The sequence below is a fragment of the Paenibacillus allorhizosphaerae genome (genome assembly GCF_042659105.1).
Lineage (GTDB): Bacteria > Bacillota > Bacilli > Paenibacillales > NBRC-103111 > Paenibacillus_G > Paenibacillus_G allorhizosphaerae.
On record NZ_JBHSRV010000003.1, the window covers coordinates 141170 to 165653 of the forward strand.

Genomic DNA, 24484 nt, shown 5'->3' on the forward strand with positions numbered 1-24484 from the left:
ACAAGAGATCCACACAAGATATATAGAAGGTGACTTGCTATGAATATGGAAAAAGCAGTGCGGGCCGTCGGGATTTACGGCGGCGGTATTTTCTTTGGCGTGATGTCCGTAGCGCAGCCGTTTTTCACCTTATACGCTGATGCGCTCGGTGCCTCCACGGCATTAATCGGCTTCATTGTGACACTTCGAGCGCTGTTTCCCATGTTTATCGCGATGCCGATCGGTCAAATGATCGATACGCTGGGTCCGATGAAGATGACGAAGATCGGCTGTCTGCTGCTTATGATCTCCCTCGCGCTGACGTCCTTCAGCACCACCTTGCCGGTCCTTGCCATCTCCCAAGTGCTGCTAGGCACCAGCATGATTATTATGGCTTCATCGCTTCAAGTATTAGCGTCGGACGGAGAGCAGGACAAGGAACTTCGCAACAAGAACATTAACCGCTTCTCCATGTGGAACTCCGCCGGCAATATGGCAGGTCCGCTGCTTGGCGGATTAATCGTCACTCAGACCGGCTCGTCCTTGTGGAGCTACCGGTCCGCCTTCCTGGCGTCGCTTGCCGTATGCGCCATCTGCTATGTCCTGATCCTGCTGATCCGAACTCCGGGCGATTCCGGCATGCGCGGCAAAACCAAAGAGTTGTTCCAGCCCAAAGAGATACTGAATAGCTACGTCAGCGGTCTTCATTTGACCCGGCATAGAGGAGTTCAGTTTGGCCTGGTCGGCACGTTCCTGATCATGTTCATTCAAGCGCTGTACGGCAGCTTCATTCCGCTGTATTTGAACAATCACGGCTATTCCGCCATCGTCATCTCTGCTGTCATCTCGCTGATGGGTCTGTCCGGGTTCATATCGCGCTTCATGTTGGGGCGGCTAATGAAGCTGGCGGCACTGGAGAAGATTCTGATCTTCGCCGGCTGCATTGCTTCCGCCTGCCTAATCTTCATTCCTGTCGCTTCCCTGCATTTGATCGGCATCGCCGTGCTTACGTTCCTGCTGGGCAGCTGCATCGGTATGAATTTGCCCGTCACGATTATGATTATGGTCGAGGAGACGAAGGATACCGAGCGCGGCAAAGTGATGGGACTGCGGCTGCTCACCAACCGGCTGTCGCAAATGACCGCACCGGCCATGTTCGGCCTGCTCGGCCAGGCGTTTGGCTTGACGGCGGCCTTCTACACCGGCGGCGGCATCCTGCTGGCTACGATGCTCGGCTTCGCGGTGTACAGCTCGCGTCGGGCACCCTCTGCAACAACCGGCGCCGCAGCAGCAGCTGCAGAATCTCCTAGACGGGTTTAATTAGTGTGGCCGGACTTTTACCGGCTAGAAGATGTGTGGCTTCAGGGTATGTTGAACATCGAAGAGGAGCTGTCCTTTGCGGCAGCTCCGTTTGCTTAATCTCTGTTTTGTAGTACTTATCGATGTTCCCAAATTCGCAGATCCATACAAAGAGAAGGGAGCCGTGTTCATCGGAACGGACTCCCTCCTTCTTTGATTATTTTTTTAGCACCCTGCTTACGAAGGTCACCGCTTCCGCTCGCGTGGTCAATCCTTGAGGCTTAAGCGTCCCGTCGGAATAACCGTCCATAATCCCTTCCGAAACCGCCGTATATACGGCTTCTTTGGCCCATGGAGAAATGTCTCCCGTATCCGCGAACATCGGAGCCTGCCCCGCATTTATACTCTTCAAGACGTTGGCGTTGGCTAGCATCAGGACGATTTGCTCGCGCGTAATGGGATCGTCCGGCCCGAATGAAGCGCTGCTATAGCCGCTGACAATGCCGGCTTGAGCTGCGGCAGCAATGTAGCTTTTGGCCCAATGCTGCGCCGCATCGGCAAAACCCGACTCACCGCCCGGCCCAATGCCCAGCTCTTTTACCAGAAACGTTACAAACTCGGCTCTTGTGATGCCGGCATCCGGCTTGAACGTGCCGTCCGGGTATCCGTCCAGAGCCCCCCGCTCGACGAACCTCTTGATCTGGGCTTCGGCCCAATGCCCGCGAATGTCGCTCAGTTTTGGATAGGCCGGCGGCTGAGGCTGTGATGGTTGCGATGGCTGGTCATCAAGCTTTTTCTCGACCGCCAATACGGCAAACTTACCCAAATGGGTTATCGTGCCGCTGATTTCTACTTTTTGCAGATCTACGGCAAGATTGTCGAGGGGGATCCAGGTGTCCGTACTTTCGTCAAGCCAAGCGAGCACCAGCTCTTGCTTCGACAGATCCACCCCGGACTTGTCATAAGCCAGCGTGACCGTCACGGGCTTCGTAAAATTACCGGCGATATGTTTGCTCATGTTAAACACTTGGCTCGCCAATACGGAGCGATCGTTTAGCGAAATAGAATACCCATTGGAATACGCTTCGATTTTGACGAGCACATTATCCGGAAAAGCCAGCCTCGGAATCGTTACGGAAGCACCCTCTACCGAAACGGTGCCGCCGAGGGCTGCTTGAACCAGTTCCCCGGCTGAAGTCGAATCTCCTCCGTCGGAAGAAGAATCGCTGTCGCCGCTGTCAGAGGGCTGCTCCTGCAGGCTTAAATCGCGCAGCGACTTCACCTGAAACAAGGCACCATAGTCATAAAGCAGCTGCACGGCAGAGTCAACATAAGTATCCGTCGTCACGCTATCGGATAAACCTGCGTTCCACGCGGCAATCGTGTAACTTCCTTTGGGTACTTGAAACAAGTACCTGAACGCATTTCTTTCGTAACCGTCAGCCACCGTATACAATCCATACGGCGAAGATTGCCTATGCGCTCCGTAGCTTGCCGTAAATTCGTTCAGCTGCACCGCGGATTCGTTTACGTTCGTTACATCCGATTTCACGAAACCCGCCAGCATCACCGTTTCGCTTAGTTTAACTCCATGTTTCTCGAGCTGCAGAAGGAACGGAGCCATCTCTTGGGCAGGGTTATCATACAGCGTCATCGTTTCCATGTGCGGTAGAAGGCCCGCCAGTTGGGACATGTTTGCAATTTCGTTATGATCCAGTTCGAGCAGTTTCAGCTTTTGCAAAGAAACCAGAGCCGAAATATCGCGGATTTGATTATGACTGAGACCCAATTCGGTCAAGTTGGTCAAATTCCGAAAGGCCTCAATGTCCGTTATTCGATTATTGTTCAAGTACAGCTTCTCAAGCGACGTAACCTGACTCAGTGAAGCAATATGCTCGATTTGATTACCGAACAGTATGAGTTCATTAAGCTGGCTCAATCCTTTAAGCGCCGAAATATCGTTAATCTGGTTATGGGGCAGTACCAGCTTTTGAAGATTTACGGCATATTCGATGCCGCTCAAATTGGAAATCCCTTTGTCTTTCGCTACCAGCTCCGTCATCCGGCTTAAATCCTCGGAAGTCACATACCGCTCGGGAATCCCAAGCGTTTCCCGAATGGCGGATTCCAACCGGGTATCCGGGAAATATACGGCTCCCGTCACTTGATCGTAAACGCGGGATGTCACGCTTGACTGCGGCTCGGCCAGCCCCTCCGCATACGACTGCTCCAAGCAAGTAAACAAAGGAGCCAATAACATGGCAACTATGATCCATACCGATAAACAACTTCCTTGCCTTTTCCATTGCTTGTAACGCATTGGTATGATTCCCTCCTCAAACGCATCAAGCCAAGCCATGCTACGATTAGATCCGATACGACAGCACTCAGCCTGAGGCTTCCTACTCCCCTCCGGGGATTCTCTAACGATTTCATGGCACGGGACGCTTAATTATAATCGAATACTTCGGGCATATCGTAGTATTCGATTTTGGACAGCTCCACTGACGATCACCCGATACCCGTACTCCTCGTAAAATTGCCGTCCACGAGCGGCTCCCGATGATGGACAGGCAAAATTTTCAGATACACCCCCTCTCCCGTAGCTTGCTCACCGGATAGGTGACCGCGCCGAAATACGGCGCATTGGATTTTTCCCATGAGCCTGGCATTACTTGCCAAGACAGCTTCAGCGGGCTGATGTAAGGTTCAATCTACATAGCCCCACCTCTAGCCTATGTTATCGTTTCAGCTTCCATATTCTTTCCCCTCCATATGTCTCCTATTGTTCATGTTCTATATCATTCAACGCAGCCAGGAGCATTTACCTAACGCTTGAGCTGGCAAGCAAAAAAATGTAATGTAATTCAAATAGGTCAACAGCTACATAATCAGATTCGATTGGAATTGCTGATGTTATCGCCCGGCGCTTTCTTCATTCGTTTTCACTCCTCGCAGATATTAATCATTATGAATAAATAAGGAATAAGTTTCCAACAAGTGAACGGAAAGTCCGCATTACAGCCCATCCCTGAGCTTAGCAAAAAAGGCTGCCGAATAACCGGCAACCGCGTCGAAGTGTTTATTAAGTTTGGAATGATTACTTTGTATTTTCCAGAATATATTGATTAATTTGTTCTTCAGCGTCCCGCAACGCTGTGTTTATATCCTTTTTGCCGTCTGCATATAGCTGAAATTGATTGCTGAGAATGTCTCTCGATTTCGGATAATGGATCGAGAATGGAGGAGCCGAGGCGGGTTGGCTTTTAAAAATACTTTGAACGTTCTTTCCCTTTAGAATCGGCATATCTGCGCCGAAGGCCGTTTTGAATTTCGGGTCTTTCAGAGGAGATACCCTCCCTGTCTCTTTGGTGCTCATCATCTGTACCTCGTCCGAGAAAAGCACCTCAAGCACTTTCATCGCTTCATCCTGGTATTTGCTTGTTTTGCTGATGGTCATGACATGCAAATCGTACATGCCGTATACGTTCGGTTTGTCCTTGTAACTCGGGTACTGAGCGACGTCCCAGTTCAAATCCTGGTACTGCGCAAGCGAATTAAAGATGTTAACGCCTGCAAACATAGCCACGTTACGATCCTTAATAAAAGCGTTCGTAGAGTTTATATTCCACTTCGACGGTTTGTTTCCCGGAACAGAATAAATCTGATACCCCGTATCGAACAGCTTTTTATAAAGATCGCCGCTCACAAGGGATTTATTCGTTTTGCCGTCGACAACGGTTGCGGATAACGGGTACATCAACCGGATGATGCTTTCCGGGTCCAATCCCCGATACTGCACCCCATCCTGGAGCCGCGTCAATTTCTGGCTAACGCGAACGGCATCCTCCCAAGTCATCCCGTCGTTCGGATAGGCTACCCCGAATCGGTCAAAAATGTCCTTATTATAATATAAAGCGTTAAACTGCACGTTGTAAGGTATGCCATACAGCTCGCCCTTGTCAGCGATCGCTCGGACCGTTTCCAACGATCGCGGATCGAACCGGCCAAGATCAAATTGAATCTTTTGAGCGAGTGGCGTTATATCCGTAAAAATATTAAAGTCTTTATACGATGGAATATGACCGTTATATATCGTCAGAAGATCCATCTGCTCTCCGGTAGCAATGTATTGAGTCAACGAGTTGTTTGGCGTTTCGATCGGCTCGACGGTAATATAAGGATATTTTTTCTGAAGCGGCCCATTGATAAGGTTGTTCAGATCGTCTTTATTGAATGGCTGGGTCGTAAACATTTTTAATGTGACCGGATCGTGCGGTTTTTCCGCCGGAGGTTTATTGGAAGCTTCCTGAACGCCGCCTCCCCCGCAGCCCGCTAAAGAACCCGCGAGCACACCAATGATGGACAGAATCGCCATGTTTTTCATTTAAACGCCTCCTCATATCGTTTATTCGAGGGCAGTTTTACTTGCGAATCCACGATGGAATCTCAAAACAACCCGATACCGGTTTGGAAGTAGCGTGTCATTTAGACGTAACGGAAACATTCGGATATTTGCGTGCGATCGTCTTGAGATCTTCGATGGATAGTGGCGCAAGCCGATAATCCCATTCTTTTAAAGCCTCTGGCGAAGTGGATGCGACCCATTTCTCCACGATACGTTCGGTCGGGGCATCCATGCCGTCTTCCGGCTTCCACTCTTCGTCTACTCCATAGTTTTGTTCCTCGATATGCAGGAACCCTTTCTCGCTAAGGCTTTTCTTGAAATCTTCCGCTATGGAACCACCGGTATTTCTGGAAGCATTGATCCAAATCTTCAGATCTTCAAATCGAGTATTCGGGAAATAAAGGCGGACCGCATTACGCACCATTTCATTCAAGCGTAAGTCAATCGTATTCTGAGTTGTATTTCCCTGATAATACACGAGAGGTACATATTGAATTGTCGTTTCATAAAACGGATGCGACAACAAGTAAGGACTCAGCGTCACCCCACGGACGATCGGTCCATCAGAAGAAAACGCCTCCTCGTTTTTTTTCATAAATTCCAAAACGGCAAACGTAGGCAAATCATATAATCCCAGTGATGCGCGTCCGGTCACGAAAACAATCTCTCGAACCCCAGTAGACGCTTTGATATCATCACTGAACTGGTCAATTTGCCGCTTGATCACACCACCCTCCCAATCGGATAAATGACGGGTATATTTCTCCAATGGTACTTCGCCAAAGTCTTTAATTTCCTTGTTCAGCCAGGCAATGTCCTCCGCCGTTGCCCGCTGTTTATACACGACGTATATATCGCCGGGGTCCGTCCCGGTCGGTTTAACACCATTGCTAACGACCTTTTTTACCAGATCTTCCCCGCCGTTCGTTTCATCGGCACCCATCAGTACCACATGCTTCACCTGATGCTGATTCAGGAAATCCTTATACTCCTTGGGCAGACCGAGCAGCTTCATCCACGCCACCCCGGTCATCGGCATCGAACGCGCATAACCGATGGATGCGAAGCTTGGAATTCCGTTGTCATTGGCATATTGAAGCATCGTACGCAGTTCCTTGATCGTATCGAGACTAACGAGATACTGTAGCGGCAGCACCAGCGCTTTCATCGTTCTGGATAGATAGGATACGGGCATCACTCCGGTAGAAATGATGACGGTATCGAAAGGCGTCTCCATCCCGAATTCTTTATTGTAAAAATCGACTGTCTGTTTGATCGATTGTTGTAAAAATGGCCTTGTTCCGTAAACCGGGTACGTCCCTCCCTTGGGAGATACATACCACGTATGGGAGACCGTGGCCCCCAGCATTTCCGCCGACTTCTGGACTGCATATTCCGCACTCATTCCGCCGTCCAGCGTATAAACGTCGAACCCTTTGAAATTATGCTTATCGATATGATAGACCGTACGTTCCGAACCTGAGACAATGCGTATAAAGTTGGCATATCGCTCTGCAATGTAACCGTTGTCATATCGAAATTGGAGGTAGATCCCGTAGGAACCGGTGGCGATATTGCTTGGAATCGTCCAGAGATGATTTGCGGATAGCTGTACGGATTGACCTGGCAAAACAGTCAACCCGGATTCTAACGGAATTTCTTGCAAAAAATACGGGTCGCCGAATTTGAATATTTTCGCATGAAGCCCGGACAGCTTTACCTTGTTGTTTTTGGACGGATTTCGTATATTATATTTCAAATTTACAGGTTGACCGGCAGAATACAGTTCCCGATCGAACGCACTCTGTTCGATTTCTAATGGGAGCGCGTCATTCACAACTTTCGTTGGGAGAGGATGGCCGTACACTTTAAAGTCACTGATGTGCGCGCTGTTGTTTGCGGAATTGTGCGTTATATAGACACGGACGTACTGTGCGACCGCCTCTACAATGAATTGATCCCCTTCGTCGGTGGCTGTGCGATCATCCGATTTCACAGCGATGGGGAACCAATTTGTTCCGTCTGTACTTCCGACAATATGGTAATGATAAAACCGTTTTCCATCGACCCAGTTGCTCAAACGGATTCGATTAATCGTATGTATGCTTTCTAAATCCACTTGCATCCAGGTACTGCCGGAGGAGCCAAGGGACGAAGCCCAGTAACTAGTCGCATCCCCATCCATAGCGAAAGCAGGCTCATGGGCCTTTTCCGAGGAAATACTGGTTACCGGTTTATTCAAACTAATCAGTATCGGCTTATCTGATTTACCGTTTGAGAATAATTTCGTTACAGCAAGACCGGCAATTGCAACAAGATGAAAAAGCAATGTTACGGTTAAATACCATCTTATTTTATGGCTGGCATTTGGCCACATCGATGCCCTCCTTACTTTGATTTTGTTTACCGAAATCAATACCGTCAAATATCAGGCGCGATTCCGCTTAATAAAAATTAGCGATGATGCCGCTGCTCTGAACAGGAAGTCCGGCTTTGTAAAGATGCGAAACATCCCCCATCCCCAGACAACGCGGAACTGCCCGAGCTGCTGTTCTTTGATCGAATAAAATGGTCGTTACCGAACTCGGAGCCAGCCAAAAACCGCTCCATGCAAAGGAAAGCGGCAGCTCGAGCAAATGCGATATCCATGCAAGTCCGAACCCCATGTGGCAAAACACAGCGATCTTTAGTTCGTTCGTTCGGACAATCTCATACACGCCATCGTTTCTTTCGTATCCGAGTTCCTTGAGGAATAGGTCGGAGTCTTTCTTCAAATTCAAAAATCTTTGATTTAAATCCGTTTGATCATAAATCGGATTGCTATGCCAGTTCTCGCTTGAAGGGAACGGCTTATGGCTGCGAATCCGTTCACCGTCGACATTCCATGCTACCGAGTGTTTGCCCGATGATTCCGGCACCTTCCAGCCTGATAATTCGGCTAACCACGGTTGAATTACTGGTTCCAGACCGGTTATTTCTGCGGTGTACTGCATGGTGTGAAGCGCTCGCCCCATAGGAGAGCTGTATATTGCATCGATTTTTTCCTCACTTAACCGGTTAGCCAGAGCTCGTGCTTCCAAATGTCCGGGCGGGGTGATCGTGTTGTTTTCATAGTCCGGATCTGCATGACGAATAATATACAGTCGCAATCCATTATTCCTCCTGAATCGATTTGATATGTCGGATAGTGGCTAGGCAAGACGATATTGCTCAATCCTGAACGATATGACTCTAACTGTGATTACGTTACCAACTTTCGTAGCAGACCTCCTCCGTAACAATAAAATGATTATTTTCGATCATTTTATCTAATTATGTTCAGTGTCTTCACCATTGTAAAACATAATTTGATTATCATCAATCTCATATTTGTAAATATATTGCATATTTATTATGTTTTTTATTTAAATTCAATATATAATGATTATCTTCAATCATTTTCATTTATTAATATGAGATAAGCGAGCCGCTCAGTCTTTACATGTAATGATAATATTTGTATACTTTTCGATAATGAAAATATAAGGAATGACGTAGATGAAAAAGAAGGAAAAGCGTTTTGCCGCCATCTTGGAACTGATCGAAAACAATCAGTTTATGAATATAGACGAAATGTGTCAAATCCTCAAAGTATCTCCGGCAACCGTCCGACGAGACTTAGCATTTTTGGAAGAGATCGCTCAAATTAAGCGGGTTAACGGCGGTGCCCTAATTTCTAAAAGCCAAAAAGTGGAGCTCCCCCCTGTTCGCTTGTTAGAAGAAAAACAACGAATCGCTAAAGCCGCGGTGGATTTGGTAAACGAAGGGGATACTATTTTTATGGACGGCGGCACGACAAATTTGGAAATAGCGAGCAAGCTTGCCCTCTTTTCCAATATCACGATTGTCACCACCAGTATTGAGCTTGCCCATAAATTCAGCCAAAGAAAAGATATTTCCATATTTGTCTGCGGGGGCATCATGAGTGACGTAAATCCGAAAGTTAGCATTATTGGACCGCTCGCGGAAAAGATGATTTCCTACTTTCGCGCGAACATTTGTTTTTTGGGTACTTCGGGTATTCATATCAAGAACGGCATTACTGCTCCATATTTAACGTCCGCCGAAGTCAAAAATGTAATGATGCGTCATTCCGCCAAGTCTATTCTTGTCGCGGACCACAGTAAATTCGGCAAGGTGTATTCGGCATTTGTTTGTCCGGTTGAGCATTTTGACATGATGATTACAGATCGGAAAGCGCCGCAGGAAGATATCGATCAACTGGTCTCCAAAGGTGTATCCATTAAGTTGGTTTAAATTTTAAATCTAAGCCCATACAATCGACTACCTCATTATCGTTCGTTACTTCAATGAACGTCAAAGTGGAGCTATCCTTGCGGCAGCTCCACACTATCGTTCTCCGCTACTTGTATAAAATAAAACCATGCACTTAATGATTACAAATCAAGTAAAGCGGGTTCATGCAACTCGATTATTTTGTTATACCTAGACTTCGCTTATACGCGAAAATCTCCTCGACGGCTCGATGATACCCGCCCGCAGATCGGAACGAATCGCCAATTTCAACGCTTACCATTCGAAGTGACGCATCCTTGAACACTCGTTCCGCCGCCTCTCTGAGATCCCCCGCGGTTAAGCCTTCTTGATTTAGGTGAATGCCTGCACCGATTTCAGCCACACGCCGGGCCACCATAGGCTGGTCGGCGCTTTGGGGAAGTACAATCAGCGGCACGCCATAATAAAAGCCTTCGCTGGTGCTGTTCATGCCACCGTGTGTAATAAACAATTTGGCTCTTTGCAGTACTTCGAGTTGCGGTACGTAGTTGCGAACGATAAAATTCGCGGGAATGTCTCCTAATTCCGCTATCTGGGTTTGTCTGCCGACGGATAGAATCACGGTGTACTTCGTCTCGGAGAACGCCGCAAAACAGAGCTTGTAAAAATCAACTGCTTGATTGAAAACAGTGCCGAGAGATATATAGATCAGGTGATCCGTATCCACATGAGATAAATCAAATTGACCATGTGAGCGCGGCACGATAGACGGTCCCACAAACTTGTATGTCTCGTCGAAGCTTTCTCCTCTTGGTTGGAAATGTTTCGACGTGTAGACGATGGTCAATGGCGCGGGATTGCAGAAAACCTCGTAGGCGGAACCAACCTGCACATTGTATTTCGTCTGCATGTTACTGACCAGCTGTTGAAACTCCTGTTGTGCACGTTCATTCACGTCTGCTGAGAATTGGCGTGAGAGGTGGTCTTGCTGATTGTCGAAGCTGTTTTGTTGAATTGCAAAACTCGTGCACGAGTTGATTGCCGGCAAGTCGAGTATTTGTGCAAGCAAACGCCCACAGCCGAACATCGAGTCATGAATGATGTAGTCAAAACGTTCTCCTTTGGTTTGTTCCAGGACACTGGGAATGACGATGTCGGCCGTGCGCAAAAGTCCACCCACTCTTGCCCAAGGATTTCTTCCACCGGCAAGGAACGCCTCCACAAATTTACCGCCATCGAACGTGATCACCTCTGCGCCCGTCCCCTCGACGCGATCACGATATTGTTCCGCCGTAACGTAAACTACCTCTTCACCACGACTAATAAGTTCTTGAACCACACCTAGCGTTGGATTGATATGTCCTTCGGAACCTCCATTGATCAGCAAAACGCGTGCCATAGTCATCACCTTTCATAATAAATACACCGCTTCGAGCACCCACCAGTTGCGGCAACGGAGCGTGTCCAACCGATGCCGGAACTCTCATACTTCAACCCATCCCCTAATACTCACCTATTACCAATAGTACCACACTATATTGCCCGTTATTCAATGAAAAAGCTAACCCGTCTCTTTCACTTGAAATGAATGCAATAAATTTTATTAATCTCATATAATTGAATTAATATTACAAATAGACAGATATAAAAAATTTTTAATGACAAAAGGTGATATATTTATCGATAAAGAGCGATTTACTATTTTGAAGAAGCGAGACCCGCAGTGGGGCTATGAACTTGCCGGCGTTGGGAGGTAGTATACGGTTATGGATATTCATCTTAATATTTTCGATCAGCCTTACAAGATTGACCATGTAACAACGAACCTAATGAGTGGCAGAAAAGGGCGTATTACAAAAACGCACCGTCATCCTGTTTTTCATTTCATTTACGTTACAGAAGGACGGGGCGAATTTGAAATAAACGGTCGTTTGTCCCATGCTGAGCCCGGTTATTTTTATATTATTAATCCGAACGAGTGGCATTCATTCAGCGGCAGTGAAGAAGAGCCGTTATGCGATCTGGAGAGCACGTTCCTGCTGTTGGATGCATGCGGTCAACCGGCTGTTCTCAATTTTTTCGACGTCATCGAGCAAGGGCGGCAAGTACTGTTGCCCCCCGCTTTAAGACGTGAACCACTGGTTGTCCCACCGGATCAGAGGCCGCTGCTCGTTGAAGGGTTTCAACGTTTGATCGATGCGAAAGATTCTTTTTTTTCACATGGCCGTCTTGAAGTGATGCTTCTGGATTTGCTCACGCGATCTGAAGAAATCATCATGAGGATGAACAGTTTGGAATTGGTCGAACCACCCCATTCCCTTGATTCGGTCCATACGACAGCATCCAAGCTCAAAAGTTATTTGCATACTTGTGTGGACAAGCCTGTCACCTTGAGAGAGCTTGCAAATACGGTTCATTTGACCCCCAATTATTTATGCCGTCTATTCAAAGAATATCTCGGGGAAACACCGATGGGCTATCTGCAGCGTCTCCGCTTACAAGAAGCCCGGAGGCTTCTTACGCATACGGATCTGCCTGTTTCTGTGATCTCCGAAAAATTATGCTATGAGGAGCCATCCTACTTTGCCAGATTGTTCCGCAAACGGTATGGTATTTCTCCTACCGACTACAGGCGGGCAAGATGGTCTGCCAGTTCCGATAATAGGTTAATATAGTGTTCAAACGCTGTAATTTTGTACTCCTGAACTGACTATTTTTTCGACTATACTTGAACTAATCCATTCAAAAATAAGGAGCTGAATCGAATGAAGCTTTCATTAGAACAGATCATCGATTTTCAGACGAAAGGTTTTTTGATCGCGGAGGATGTGTTGACAGATAACGATTTACAGCCGGTGATCGATGAGATCAACCGTACCGTCGAAGAACGGGCGCAAGCGCTCTACGCACAGGGAAAAATCCGCGATTTGCACACGGAGGAGCCGTTCGAAAGACGCTTTTTGCTGCTGCAAAAGCAATGCCCGGAAATCGGCAAAGCTTTTGACATCATGCATCTCCGCGGAAAAGCGATGTTTGATTTTTTGAAAAACGAAAATCTGCTCGATATCGTCGAATGCCTCTTGGGCAGTGAAATCATGTGCAATCCGATTCAGCATTTACGCGCCAAGCTTCCGGTCGATCCAACGGCGGAACGCGTGAGCTCGTTCGAGAATGTGCCGTGGCATCAGGATGCCGCCGTCACACTTGAGGAAGCGGACCCTTCCGAAATCATTACCTTCTGGATGCCTCTCGTCGATGCGACAGCGGAAACCGGCTGTATGGAACTGATGCGGGACGTATTCAAGGGTGGATTGATCAAACATCAAGCTGCAGGCGGAACAATGATAGTTCCGGAACTGATGCCGAAAGTGCAGCCTACAATTGGCGAATGCCGCAAAGGCGGCATGGTTATCATGAACAAATATACGCCTCATCGCGGAACGACGAACCGCTCGAACATCATCCGCTGGTCGCTCGATTTGAGATACCATAAGACAGGAGCAGCATCCGGCAGGCCTTTCCATCCATCCTTCGTTGTACGCAGTAAATCCCATCCGGACAGTGTGCTGAACGATCATGAGGAGTGGTGCCGGCTTTGGGAAGACGCATTGGTCAGCTCGAAGGGGCAAAGAGGTCACCGAGTTTGAACACGAGGCACAGTCATGGATTTTACTTATCAGACGGCACTCGAGATTCATGGTGTCACATATAGCATATTGGCTACAATTGAAAGCGCATTCTTGAGAGAAGACACTCGAAAGGGGAACTGCGTATGAAATTGTTGAAAAGGATGTTGGTTGCTACGACAGCTTGTTTACCATTCGTTTTATCTTCATGCGGTGGCACGGATATCAACGGAGTTTCAAACAAGGATACGGCACAAGAAAGCCGCGAACCGACGGAACTGACCATCTTCTACCCCTTCCCTGCTGACTGGCCGCCTGACCTATTTGAGAAAGTGTTCACTCAGCCGATCCAACAGAAATTCCCCCACTTGACGATTAAATATATTCCCGCTGTGAAGGGCTCCTCCATTAAGGAGCTCATCACGGCAGGACAGAAAGTGGATATCATCTATACTTCCAGCGGCTCAACTTTCGGCCAATTGATCGATAACGACCTGCAGTACGATATTAGTCCTTTGATCAAAAAGTATAATTACGATTTGAACAAGCTCGATCCCACAGTCGTGGATATGGCACGAAAGCTTGCAGGAGATAAAGGTATTTACGGACTGCCTGTATTGGTACTGCCCAGCACGATGTATTATAACAAGGATATTTTTGATAAATTCGGCGTTGCTTACCCGAAAGAAGGGATTACTTGGGATGAGCTGTACGAATTGAGCAAGCAGCTTTCCCGTTCCGATGGACAAATTCAATACGTTGGGCTTGGCGCTTCATTCGGGCATATGGCTACTCTGAATCAATACTCTCTCCCGCTGGTCGATCCGGTGACCAAGACCACGACCATTGACAAAGATGAAAGATGGAAATCGTTCGTACAAAATATTGTACGATTTTACCAAATCCCAGGTGTGGCAAGCGTTAGCAAATCGTGGTCGGAACCTCATGAGCGGAACCGGTTTGTCAAAGACCGGACGGTAGCTATGTTTTTGGCGCAGACGGCGCTGTACACGGAAGAGGAACTATCCAACATGAACTGGGATTTCGCCTCCTATCCCGTAATGGCGGATAAACCGGGAATCGGGGCTCAGGCCTATCCAATCAACTTCTATATTACTTCCCAAAGCGAGCATAAGGAACAAGCATTCGAAGTGATTTCCTATCTGACTTCCGAGGAGTTCCAGTCGAGGAATGTGAAGCAGGGCAGATTTATTACCGCCCTGAACGACAAGTCAATCAGAGCCTCATTCGGTAAGGAAAATCCCCTTTATCAAGGCAAAAATGTGAAGGCGCTTCAACCGCAAAATTATGCCCCTCCTGCAGTTCCAAATCAATATAACGGGATGGTTGGAATCAATTCAGGCATAATCGATATCATCAACACGGGTAAGGATATCAATACGATGCTCAGAGAAGTTGCGGAAAAGGCGAACAAGAGCATCGCCGATGCCGAAGCGGCAAAGTCAAAGTGATGTATCTGCCCGCTTAACAATACAAAGGAGGAGCTGCTGCGATGAAGCAAGCTCCTCAACATTATCTCTATCATCTCCGCCTACACTGGCTCCGGTACGATATTAGGGAAAATGCGCAGAGACGCGGACATTGTTGTAGCATGAAGCTACATGCCGCAGTACTGATATGCGCCTTGGTACAGGTATTGCCTCAGCTACCCAGGTGGCGAGCGGTGGCGGGAAGTATAGTACGAGCGGGACTAACTCCGCAATCGAAAGCGGGAACCAAACAGCAGCACGCTGTCGGCGGAGGCGGAACGGCTTTGAATAATTTACTCAACACTATGCAATAATTGCCGGCTGCCCTCCGTAATTTCCGTCATTAAACGGCCGCCATCGTACGCTTCTTCGTCATGGCCCTATCTGGCTCTGAACGGCTTTGTTGGCTTTTTCTTCCGCATCCCGCAATGCAGTGTTAATGTCCATGCTGCCGTCCACCACTTTTTTCAAATTTTCTTTCAGAGGCTTGTTGGCAGCATCATAATACTCCGTTCTAACCCCGATGGCTGCCGATTTCACTTTAAAGATGCTCTGCACGTTCTTCTGCTTCATGACCGGGTTGTTGGCCGCGAAACTTTTCTTCAGCTCTTCATCGTTCAAAGATGGCAATTTTAACCCTTCCTTGGCGATGACCATTTGATTTTCTTTACCGACGATTTCCTGTATAACTTGAAACGCTTCCTGCTTATACTTGCTCTGAGAGCAAATCATCATCAGCCAAGGACCGCTGGCGGGGCCGACCCCCGGATTCTCTTTAAACGTAGGATAGGAGACCAAATCCCAATTCATCCCCGTCCCGCCTTGATTTTCCGCCGTCATGAGGTTGCTTGCGTACGTTCCCCAGTCCGGAAGCATGGCCAATGTTTTGTCTTTCAGAAATCTGTCTCTTCCCGAACCATACCCGGATTTGTTATTCGGCAAACCTGTAATGTTTTTCATAAGCTGGAATACCGCTTTCCATTGCTCATTATTAAATTGCGCTTTCCTTGTCGCCGGATTGACGAGAGGCTCCGGGGACAATTGACTGTATACATAAAACGCATCCACCTGGCTGCCCAGTGGATAATATTGGGTGGTTCCATCCGTTCCGCCTAACTTTCTGCCCAACTCCAACACATCATCCCATGTCATGCCATCTTTCGGGTACCCTACCGCAAATTTGTCGAAAATGTCCTTGTTATAATATAGCGCCGTATATTGGGCAGCCCAGGGGATCGCGTACAAATCGCCTTTTTTGCCGTATAAATCGTTCACGTTCATAAGGGTCGGCGTATATTTTGTCCGATCGAATCCGTTCGCTTTGGCAAGCGAGCTCAATTCTTCGGCCATCCCCACATCTTTCATCTTGAGAACGGAATAAGTGTCGACCGTCATAATATCCGGATAAGTGCCTGCGGCAATCAGATCTTCCAGTTTTTTGTTACGAAGCACTTCAAACGTAATATACGGATATTTTTTTTGCATCGGTTCTTCAACATACCGCTTAAATTCATCCTCGGACATCCCTGCGGAATGCATGTAAAAAGTAAGCGTTACCGGTTCATGTGGCGCGGAGGTTTTGCCGGATTTATCGGCCCCCCCATCCGCCGCAGTGCCGGCGCCGCTTCCCCCACAAGCGGTTGCGAGGAAACATACCGGAAGCAACGCTGAAGCAAGTCTGATTTTTTTGTGCCACATTCTTTTTTCCTCCCTTTTGAGTGCTAGTCGGCGATATGAGGCCGGATTTCCTATGGTTCGCAAGGTAGACAGGTAAGGCCCGCGTCTTTACATTTACGATCGTATTAACCTTAAAGTCCCCGTTGTTACTGTATGCGCTTACAACCTTGCGAATAACATAATAGCTACTGCTCAGATGTACGGCATTTAAAAACATGCTTCACCTACAAGTCTGACACTTTACCAGACGGTATATCCTCCGTCTACCGTGAACACACCGCCAGTTGTATACGAGGATGCCTCCGAAGCCAAATAAACGGCGATTCCTTGAAGCTCATCCGGCACTCCGGGACGTCCCATCGGGGTCATGCTCATCCAACGATCGATCAATTGTCCGCCTTCGCGGAAAAATTTTTCCGTCAGCTCCGTTTTCATATATCCCGGTGCAATCGTATTCACTCTGATCCCGTAGGGGGCCCACTCAGCGGCTAATGTTTTCGTCAGCGAGATGACGCCGGCTTTGGATACGTTATAGGCGATTTGACATTGCGGTGTATTGACGATGATGCCGGACATGGACGAAATATTAATAATCGATCCTTTCCGCTGCCGGATCATTTCCTGCCCGATCGTTTGGGACATCAGAAAGACGCCGTTCAAGTTTACATCCATGACATCCAGCCAGTCCTGGTAGAGCACGTCTTCGGCTTTGGCATTTCTGACGATACCCGCATTATTAATGAGCACATCGATACGCCCGAACTCCCGGACCGTCTCTTCCCGTACCCGGCGTACGTCTTCGGGACTGCATACATTCGCTTCCAGCGCATAAACCCGCACCCCATATTGAGAGCGAAGCTCTTCCGCCGTAGCTTCCGCATGACTGCGGTTAATGTCGGCAATGACGATGTTGGAACCCATCTCGGCCAAAGCGGACGCCATCGATTTTCCAAGGCCAGTGGCTCCGCCTGTTACAATGGACGTATATTGCTGCAAGCTCATTTTATCCTTGATGCTCATACGCATTCACTCCTTAGTTCTATACATGCAACTCGGGATGGCTCTTGTAGAATTCGGCCCATCTTTCCAGTTCATTGGTCGTAACCAGGGAAGACGGATATTCGGCCGCTACCAATTCCATATCGGCGAGCGTATCCACCGGCCATGGATTAAGTAAGATACCGTTCGATAGAATCATGTCCGCATACTCTGCGGTCATCATGCGCATCGGCACACCGAGAAAGTCGCAATTGTTTTCTTTCATAAACGGAAACACATAAGGCATGCTGCAGGAACTTGTTAAACCAAGCCGGATATCTTTGTTAAGCCGTCTGATTTTGGCGATGGAAAAATGATCGAAGCCGATGATGATCGATTGATCCAAAGTATCCGTTTGTCGGAGCAACTCGAGCGTCTTTTCCTCCAAGCCCGGATAAAGATATCCCTGCTGCTTCAGCTCGACCATAATGGCCAAATTTTTTCCTCTGAGCAGTCGCAACGTTTCTTCCAGCGTCGGAATCGTTTCAATCTCGCGGACACGAAGCCGCTTCAGCTCATCTAATGTGTAATCCCGCACCATGCCTTGGTTCCCCGTCATCCTGTTCACCGTAAAATCATGCATCACAACTGGAATGCCGTCTTTGCTCAGCTGCACGTCAAACTCTACATACGTAAAGTTAAGGTCGCAGGCGGCTTGAAATGAAGACAACGTATTTTCCGGATATTTGGCCGGGTATCCCCGGTGGGCGATTCCTTTAATGTGCATCGTTTTTCTCCTCCGCGTTCTGATCATCTTATGCAAACCGTTCAGCTTAAAAGCCCTGCCATTTCCAAACCGTGCTTGATGCCGTCCTCCGTTACGGCTTTCGTTATGAAATCGGAGGCTTCTTTCGCTTCTTCACATGCATTTCCCATCGCAATTCCCGTGCCGACAAACTTCAGCATCTCGACATCGTTCAAGCCGTCGCCAAAGGCGAATGTATCCTCCCGCCGGATTCCCGTTTTTTCCAGCAGCGTTTGAATCCCTCTCGCTTTGGACCCTCCTGCAGGAAGCAGATCGACAGATTTCGGGTGCCAGCGGATGATCCGGAATTGCGGAAAATCGAGGATATACTTCTCCTCCCGCTCTTCACAAAACACCAGCGCGTAATACATCTCCTTATCGCCGTCCAGCTGCGGTCTGTATTCGGGCTTCTCGACCCGCAAGTCGTTAATCGCCTGTTCAACAAACGGATGAAATTCCTGATTGACCCAAAGCGCGTTTTGATCGGAGAAAGCCATCGGGTGGCCTTTACGTGCGGCAACCGCTTCCAAAGCATGCAGCGCTTCATGGTTAATATTGGCTTTGTATACCACTTCGCCACGATACACGGCGTACGATCCGTTGCAGCTGACAAAGGATTGTATGTCCAGCTCTTTCATCAAGTGCTTGAACATGACCGGTGCACGACCGGTGGCGATCGCCACATCCACTCCCCGAGCTTGCAATTCCCGAATCGCCTGCTTCGCTGAATCGGGTACTTGCTTGCGATGGTTCAGGAGAGTATCGTCGATATCAAAAAAAACAAGCTTGCCCATCACCCAGTCTCCTCTGCAGTTTTTCAAACTCAACGTAAACACGTGAACGCTTCCTAATCATACCTTCAAAGTATTTAATTAATTTTTATTATCTTTTATTATCTTTCATTCATAAATTTACATGTAAATATGAATGTAGTCAACTAATAATTACCATTTAAAATATGTTTTATTATCTTTTAGTTTCTTTTAGTGATTCGAAATTGACTTTTTCTTGCCTCCATTGATATTATGATTGCAATTGATAAGCTAAACAATGTCAGGGAGTTGAAATGATTGTCAAAGCTGTTCGCCTACGAAAGAAGGACTAAAATATCGGAATATTTAAATGAACACCAGCGCGCAACCGTAAGAGAGCTATGTCATCTGCTTAACGTTACTCCGGCGACACTACGCGCGGATTTGGATTTCCTTGTAAGTGAAGGACATATTGAGCGCACGCATGGCGGCGCGATGATGAAAGCAAACGGACGAACCGAATACAAGTTTGCCACCCGGCAATTGATTAATTCGGATCAGAAGATATCCATTGCGAATGAAGCAGTCAAAATGATTTACCCTGGGCAATGCATTCTTCTGGATTCGAGTTCAACCATCTTCGAGCTTGCGAAAATATTAGCGAGAATGAGCATCCAGGCTACCGTCATCACGAACGGAATTTATTCCGCCATGGAATTAAGTAATAATAAATTGCTTACTGTCGTCTTAATCGGAGGGGTTGTCCAAAGTGGTTCTCCTGTTATAGAAGGCAAATTTGGAAGTTCGATCTTATGCCAATTTGATATAGACACCATGTTTACATCCGCAACCGGCTTTACTTATGAGGACGGACTGACCGATTTTAACGTATACGAGGTGGACTTAAAAAAACTGATGGCCAAATTTTCTCGCAACGTCGTCGCATTGCTGGACAGCAGTAAGATGGGTAAAAGCTCCAATAACACATTCGTTTCCGCTAAGCAAATCGACACCATTATTACCGATCAAAGCCTGGAGCAACCATTAATGGAAAAATTACTGAACGATAAAGTGAATGTGATTGTTGCAAAATAAGCAGAGTATTCAGCCTGTAGTTCGCTCACAACTGTTTCTACTTGATTGGGCTCACCCGGAATCGGGTTTGGGACGGGATCCGTTCGTTCGTCGGCATGTCATTGGTAGTAATCAGAGAAAATGTACGTCTAATGGATTACCCCGGTAGACAATTCCTTAAATGTACATTTTCTCTTCTCCTCTTTAATTAAAAATAGCGGATTACGGCCTTGCTTGTGATACGCATTTCTCAATCGGGCTGTGGAACAATCGCTCCAAAACGCTGAAGCTGCACCCTGAGCAGATCTATCGGCACATCCCTTACGGATATGCGTTGATCTGCGGCGATGGAGGCGGCTAATCCCGCCACTTGACCGGTGGCCATGCAGCTCGCCTGCACCCGGAAGGCAGAATTGGCCATTCTGTCGCCGGCGGCACAACGGCCTGCCACAAGCAGGTCGTCGCTGCCCTTCGGGATCAATGACCGATACGGCATTGTCGGAACGACGCCTTGCTGAATAAATTTCTGATCAATGTGGTATCCGCTGTGATGATGCAGGTCGATCGGATAAAAGCTGTAGCACACCGCATCCGGCCACACATAGCCGGAGAGGTACGATTGCTCGTCAACCTCAGTCTCTCCCTCGATACGCCACGTTTCGCGTATGCCGCATTCATTAGCGAAATACCGAACCTCCAAATTCTCGCATCCCGGCACCTTGCGCAGCAGCTTTATGGTGTTCAGCAGCATTGCTCTAGCCTTGATCTCCGCTTGCGTCTTCATCTCAGAATCCGAAGCGTCGATTCCCTGCACATGCATGTTGATTCGCCCAACCTTAAGTTCGTGATACAATCCGGAACGGCTTCGGCTGACTTCGCCTTTCTCCAATGCCTCCGTATACATTCGCTCTAGCTGTTCCCTGGGCACATCCGCAAGATCATAGCCCGCAATATCATTAATTAAGGTTCCGGGTTGCAGAACCTCTCCTTTCTTGCGAAGATATCCCATCATCCCCGCTATGTTGGCGTCGCCGGTCGCGTCGATCAGTTTGGCGGCTTTAAACCATTTCAAGCCCGTTTTACCGGCAAGCGCTACATAATTTCCCGCTTCGGTCGGAACGATGGCTGCTGGCATTTCGTGAAGTCGAAGGCGGACACCTGCATCAAGGCACAGCTGGTCGAGAACGGCACTGTAAATGAAGCGATTGACCCATACCTGCTGATGCCAATGCTTCGTCGGAATGACGGAGAAATCCGGTAGCTTCGCCCCGCCAAGCCCTACGGTCTGTTCAATAATTTCCCAGCCGATACCGCCAATGATTTGCTTTCCCCATGCGTGAAACAAACCGGGAAAATTGACCGAGGCCACCGTCGTCGTACCGCCCAGCAATCCGTTCTTCTCGACCAGAGCCGTTCGTTTGCCCGTTCTGGCCGCTTGGATCGCAGCCACACATCCGGCAGAGCCCCCTCCAAATACAATAACGTCATACTCTTCAAGTTCGGCTGCCGGTTCGTTCATCCGATTACCAAGACCAACTGCGTTCAGCAGCCGGGAATATTCTAGATTCTTCATTTACTTATTCTCTGCCTCCAATGCTTTATTCGCTTCTTCCTCCGTTAATTGCAATGCTGAGTTCAAGTCGGTTTCACCCATCATGACTTTGGCAATATTTTTGGAGAAGGAGGTGGAAACCAACCGATCATGGTTATAACGCTCGAGTGGGGCGGCAGGCTTATTGGTGAAGACCGCCGGAATCATGTTTTTATTCTTGAAAGGGGAGTCCTGACCAAACACCTTCCGGACCGCTTCGTTCTTGACAACGGGAACAAAACCTTTCTTGGACAAAATGGTTTGGAACTCGTCGGAAACCAAATAGTTTAATACTTCCATCCCCTGATCCTTGTATTTGCTCGTACTTGTCAGGAACAGTCCGTTCGGATAAGGCTGGCTGCCGATGCCCGGCAAATCGCTAAAGACCGGCAGACTGACCATATCCCAATTGAGTGTTTCAAAGTCAGGCTGAAGCTGTAGATAGAAATTCATTACGAACATGGCTATATTTTTTTCTTTCATAAAATCGTTACTGTTTAACGTTCGCTTGAGCGTCTTCAAATACTCCCGATAGCCGCTCGCTTGTGTCGGTTCAATGAGGGTTTTACTTACCAGCTTACGGTAGGCGTCGTTATTGATTGCCGCTTTTTCCGTTGAAGAATTCACGTACGGCAGCGAGTAAGGATTCATCGTCAGCAAATAGTCCACCGCTACGCCAAGTCCGATATATTGACGCTCGTCGAAACGTGTCAGCCTCTTGCCAAGCTCAATGGCTTGCTCCCAGGTCATGCCGTCCTTCGGATACGGCACACCGAATTTGTCGAAAATGTCCTTGTTGTAGTAAAGAACAAGGCCGCCGTCATGCAGCGGATAGCCGTAAAGCGTCCCCTTGTTGCTAACCGATTGGAAAACGTTGGGCTCGAAACGGGTCATATCGACCTTGTGCTTCTTCATCAGCTCGGTTAAGTCTTGTCCTAGCCCGGTTTTGATAATGTTCTCGCGAACACCGCTTTGCGTATCATGAATGAGATCGATGGTCTGGCCGGAAGCAATCAGGTTAGAAATCGTATTTTGACGGTCTTTTGTAATATAGGTAAATTTGTATTTCGGAAACTTCAGCTTGAGCGCGTTGCCGAATCGTTCATTCCATACCTCTTCGCTATTGCCGACTTGGCCAAAAATAACAAGCTCAGCCGGTTCATTAACGTACGATTTGACCGGCTCTCCGACCTGCTGCCCCTGCAGCGGCGGTGGATCCGCTATGCTGCCGCCTGAGCTGCACGCCGTCACTGCTAAGGACATCAATATACATAAGCTCGTTACGCCCCTTGAATGCTTCCCCATTCCAATACACCTCTTTGGCTTTGAAGATAGGTGCAGCGGGCCCGCTACCATCCTTATTGTATTTGAAAGCCCTTTCACTTTTCCATGCACTATTGTAAAATGAACTATATACTTTTTAACGGAAAACAGCTGTTCATGCACCTATGTACGGATGCCAGGAATCAAATTTCTGGAGGGAGCGTTCTTGCAAATCTTTCCGCTATGCGGCCATATACCGCGTCTCACCTATTACAGGTATTTTGTGCACCATGAGCAGTTTTTCCAGTACGAAAGCATTCAGAAAGAATGGCTTATTTTTGCCGTAGAAGCAGGCTCGTTTTACTTTGAAATCGAGGACTGCCATGCAACCGCTTCCTTTGGCGATCTTGTATTATGTCCTCCCGGTGTCGTATTCCGGCGTGTCGTCATCTCCCCCGTCTCCCTATTTGTGCTTCGGATGGTTTGGATGGACGATGAGGGCCATATTATTCATCCGGACCAGCACGGCTCCATTCCGGTAGGCAAGGTCAGCCTGCACGACACGGATCGGTTGATGGACATTTACGCTGCCTTTAAACGATACAGTCCCCTGAATGAACGATGGAGCAAGGTCAGCCGCAGCCACACCCTACACCATCTTTGGCTGCTCTATTGCGAGGAAATAAATCTGCTGCTTAACGATGATCGTATACAGCCTGCTGACCATCTCATTCAACAGGCGGTCAAGCTGATTCAATCGAAAGCGTTCGAGCGGTTTAGCCTTCATGCTGTCGCACAAGAGATCGGATTGAGCCGGATGCAGCTGTGCCGAAGATTCCAGGGCGTGCTCGGGATCTCTCCGATGAAGTATTTGACCTCCCTGCGGTTAGAAAAAGCCAAGAGGCTGCTCACGGAAACAAATCTGAATCTGGATCAAATCTCGGAATGCTGCGGTTATTTGAACGGCTTCTATTTAAGCCGCGTATTTAAGAGCAACTTTCAGATGACCCCTATGCAGTACCGCAAAGAACATCGGTTGTAACATGTTCGGGTACATTCTCCGGAGAGTTTACAATCCGGTTGTGTTGACTGATTCGTAGGCACAAAAAATCCGGCAAACGTTGTGCCGGACTCCCTCATTGCGCACTATTTTTCTTTACATTCGTGTCCTTGTTTATTACCAACCGCCGTCTCTTATAGCCTTACTTCTCTTCCTAACTCAGCCGATTGATAAAGCGCATTAAGGATTTTATTCATATCCACCCCG

The 24484-nt window shown here is 47.9% G+C and carries 18 protein-coding genes; 7 read left to right on the plus strand and 11 right to left on the minus strand.

Annotated elements, in window-relative coordinates:
- Positions 1-39 precede the first annotated feature (39 nt).
- Positions 40-1299 carry an MFS transporter gene (locus tag ACFQI7_RS13940; RefSeq protein WP_218101438.1) on the plus strand — a complete coding sequence of 420 codons (1260 nt, stop codon included), beginning with the start codon at positions 40-42 and terminating at the stop codon, positions 1297-1299.
- A 196-nt stretch (positions 1300-1495) separates the two neighbouring features.
- Here the strand turns inward: ACFQI7_RS13940 and ACFQI7_RS13945 are convergent, their stop codons facing one another.
- From ACFQI7_RS13945 to ACFQI7_RS13960, 4 genes are all read right to left on the minus strand, one after another.
- Entirely contained in the window at positions 1496-3598 is a 2103-nt protein-coding gene (locus ACFQI7_RS13945) for an S-layer homology domain-containing protein (protein WP_218101437.1), read from the minus strand.
- Between the two features lie 780 nt (positions 3599-4378).
- A complete protein-coding gene (locus tag ACFQI7_RS13950; protein WP_218101436.1) occupies positions 4379-5665 on the minus strand; it encodes an ABC transporter substrate-binding protein in 1287 nt (428 codons plus the stop codon).
- Positions 5666-5762: 97 nt separating this feature from the next.
- Positions 5763-8063, minus strand: coding sequence for a discoidin domain-containing protein (locus ACFQI7_RS13955; RefSeq protein WP_218101435.1), 2301 nt, complete (start codon positions 8061-8063; stop codon positions 5763-5765).
- 67 nt (positions 8064-8130) lie between these two features.
- Positions 8131-8835: a histidine phosphatase family protein gene (locus tag ACFQI7_RS13960; protein ID WP_218101434.1), complete on the minus strand. Its 705-nt coding sequence runs from the start codon at positions 8833-8835 to the stop codon at positions 8131-8133.
- A 388-nt stretch (positions 8836-9223) separates the two neighbouring features.
- Here ACFQI7_RS13960 and ACFQI7_RS13965 point away from each other — a divergent pair, with 388 nt between their 5' ends.
- Positions 9224-9982: a DeoR/GlpR family DNA-binding transcription regulator gene (locus ACFQI7_RS13965; protein WP_218097539.1), complete on the plus strand. Its 759-nt coding sequence runs from the start codon at positions 9224-9226 to the stop codon at positions 9980-9982.
- 175 nt (positions 9983-10157) lie between these two features.
- Here ACFQI7_RS13965 and ACFQI7_RS13970 read toward each other — a convergent pair whose 3' ends face one another.
- Positions 10158-11360, minus strand: coding sequence for a macrolide family glycosyltransferase (locus ACFQI7_RS13970; protein WP_218097540.1), 1203 nt, complete (start codon positions 11358-11360; stop codon positions 10158-10160).
- A gap of 367 nt (positions 11361-11727) precedes the next feature.
- Between ACFQI7_RS13970 and ACFQI7_RS13975 the strand changes: the two genes are divergently transcribed.
- From ACFQI7_RS13975 to ACFQI7_RS13985, 3 genes are all read left to right on the plus strand, one after another.
- Positions 11728-12636, plus strand: coding sequence for a helix-turn-helix transcriptional regulator (locus ACFQI7_RS13975; RefSeq protein WP_218097541.1), 909 nt, complete (start codon positions 11728-11730; stop codon positions 12634-12636).
- A 90-nt stretch (positions 12637-12726) separates the two neighbouring features.
- Positions 12727-13608, plus strand: a complete 882-nt coding sequence (locus tag ACFQI7_RS13980) for a phytanoyl-CoA dioxygenase family protein (protein ID WP_218097542.1) — start codon at positions 12727-12729, stop codon at positions 13606-13608.
- A gap of 125 nt (positions 13609-13733) precedes the next feature.
- Positions 13734-15059, plus strand: coding sequence for an ABC transporter substrate-binding protein (locus ACFQI7_RS13985; protein WP_218097543.1), 1326 nt, complete (start codon positions 13734-13736; stop codon positions 15057-15059).
- A gap of 390 nt (positions 15060-15449) precedes the next feature.
- On the opposite strand, the gene ACFQI7_RS13990 is transcribed toward ACFQI7_RS13985, so the two are convergent.
- From ACFQI7_RS13990 to ACFQI7_RS14005, 4 genes are all read right to left on the minus strand, one after another.
- Positions 15450-16775: an extracellular solute-binding protein gene (locus ACFQI7_RS13990; RefSeq protein ID WP_218097544.1), complete on the minus strand. Its 1326-nt coding sequence runs from the start codon at positions 16773-16775 to the stop codon at positions 15450-15452.
- A gap of 219 nt (positions 16776-16994) precedes the next feature.
- The gene (locus tag ACFQI7_RS13995) at positions 16995-17774 is read right to left on the minus strand and encodes a glucose 1-dehydrogenase (protein ID WP_218097545.1); all 780 of its coding nucleotides are present in this window, start codon (positions 17772-17774) and stop codon (positions 16995-16997) included.
- Between the two features lie 19 nt (positions 17775-17793).
- Positions 17794-18519 carry a glycerophosphodiester phosphodiesterase gene (locus ACFQI7_RS14000; RefSeq protein WP_218097546.1) on the minus strand — a complete coding sequence of 242 codons (726 nt, stop codon included), beginning with the start codon at positions 18517-18519 and terminating at the stop codon, positions 17794-17796.
- A 41-nt stretch (positions 18520-18560) separates the two neighbouring features.
- Positions 18561-19331 carry a Cof-type HAD-IIB family hydrolase gene (locus ACFQI7_RS14005; protein WP_329958205.1) on the minus strand — a complete coding sequence of 257 codons (771 nt, stop codon included), beginning with the start codon at positions 19329-19331 and terminating at the stop codon, positions 18561-18563.
- 276 nt (positions 19332-19607) lie between these two features.
- On the opposite strand from ACFQI7_RS14005, the gene ACFQI7_RS14010 reads away from it, so the two are divergent.
- Positions 19608-20384: a DeoR/GlpR family DNA-binding transcription regulator gene (locus ACFQI7_RS14010; RefSeq protein ID WP_230414657.1), complete on the plus strand. Its 777-nt coding sequence runs from the start codon at positions 19608-19610 to the stop codon at positions 20382-20384.
- 229 nt (positions 20385-20613) lie between these two features.
- Here the strand turns inward: ACFQI7_RS14010 and ACFQI7_RS14015 are convergent, their stop codons facing one another.
- The gene (locus ACFQI7_RS14015) at positions 20614-21936 is read right to left on the minus strand and encodes an FAD-dependent oxidoreductase (protein ID WP_218097547.1); all 1323 of its coding nucleotides are present in this window, start codon (positions 21934-21936) and stop codon (positions 20614-20616) included.
- Positions 21937-23259, minus strand: coding sequence for an ABC transporter substrate-binding protein (locus ACFQI7_RS14020; RefSeq protein ID WP_218097548.1), 1323 nt, complete (start codon positions 23257-23259; stop codon positions 21937-21939).
- 184 nt (positions 23260-23443) lie between these two features.
- On the opposite strand from ACFQI7_RS14020, the gene ACFQI7_RS14025 reads away from it, so the two are divergent.
- Positions 23444-24259 carry an AraC family transcriptional regulator gene (locus ACFQI7_RS14025; RefSeq protein ID WP_218097549.1) on the plus strand — a complete coding sequence of 272 codons (816 nt, stop codon included), beginning with the start codon at positions 23444-23446 and terminating at the stop codon, positions 24257-24259.
- The last annotated feature ends 225 nt before the right edge of the window (positions 24260-24484 follow it).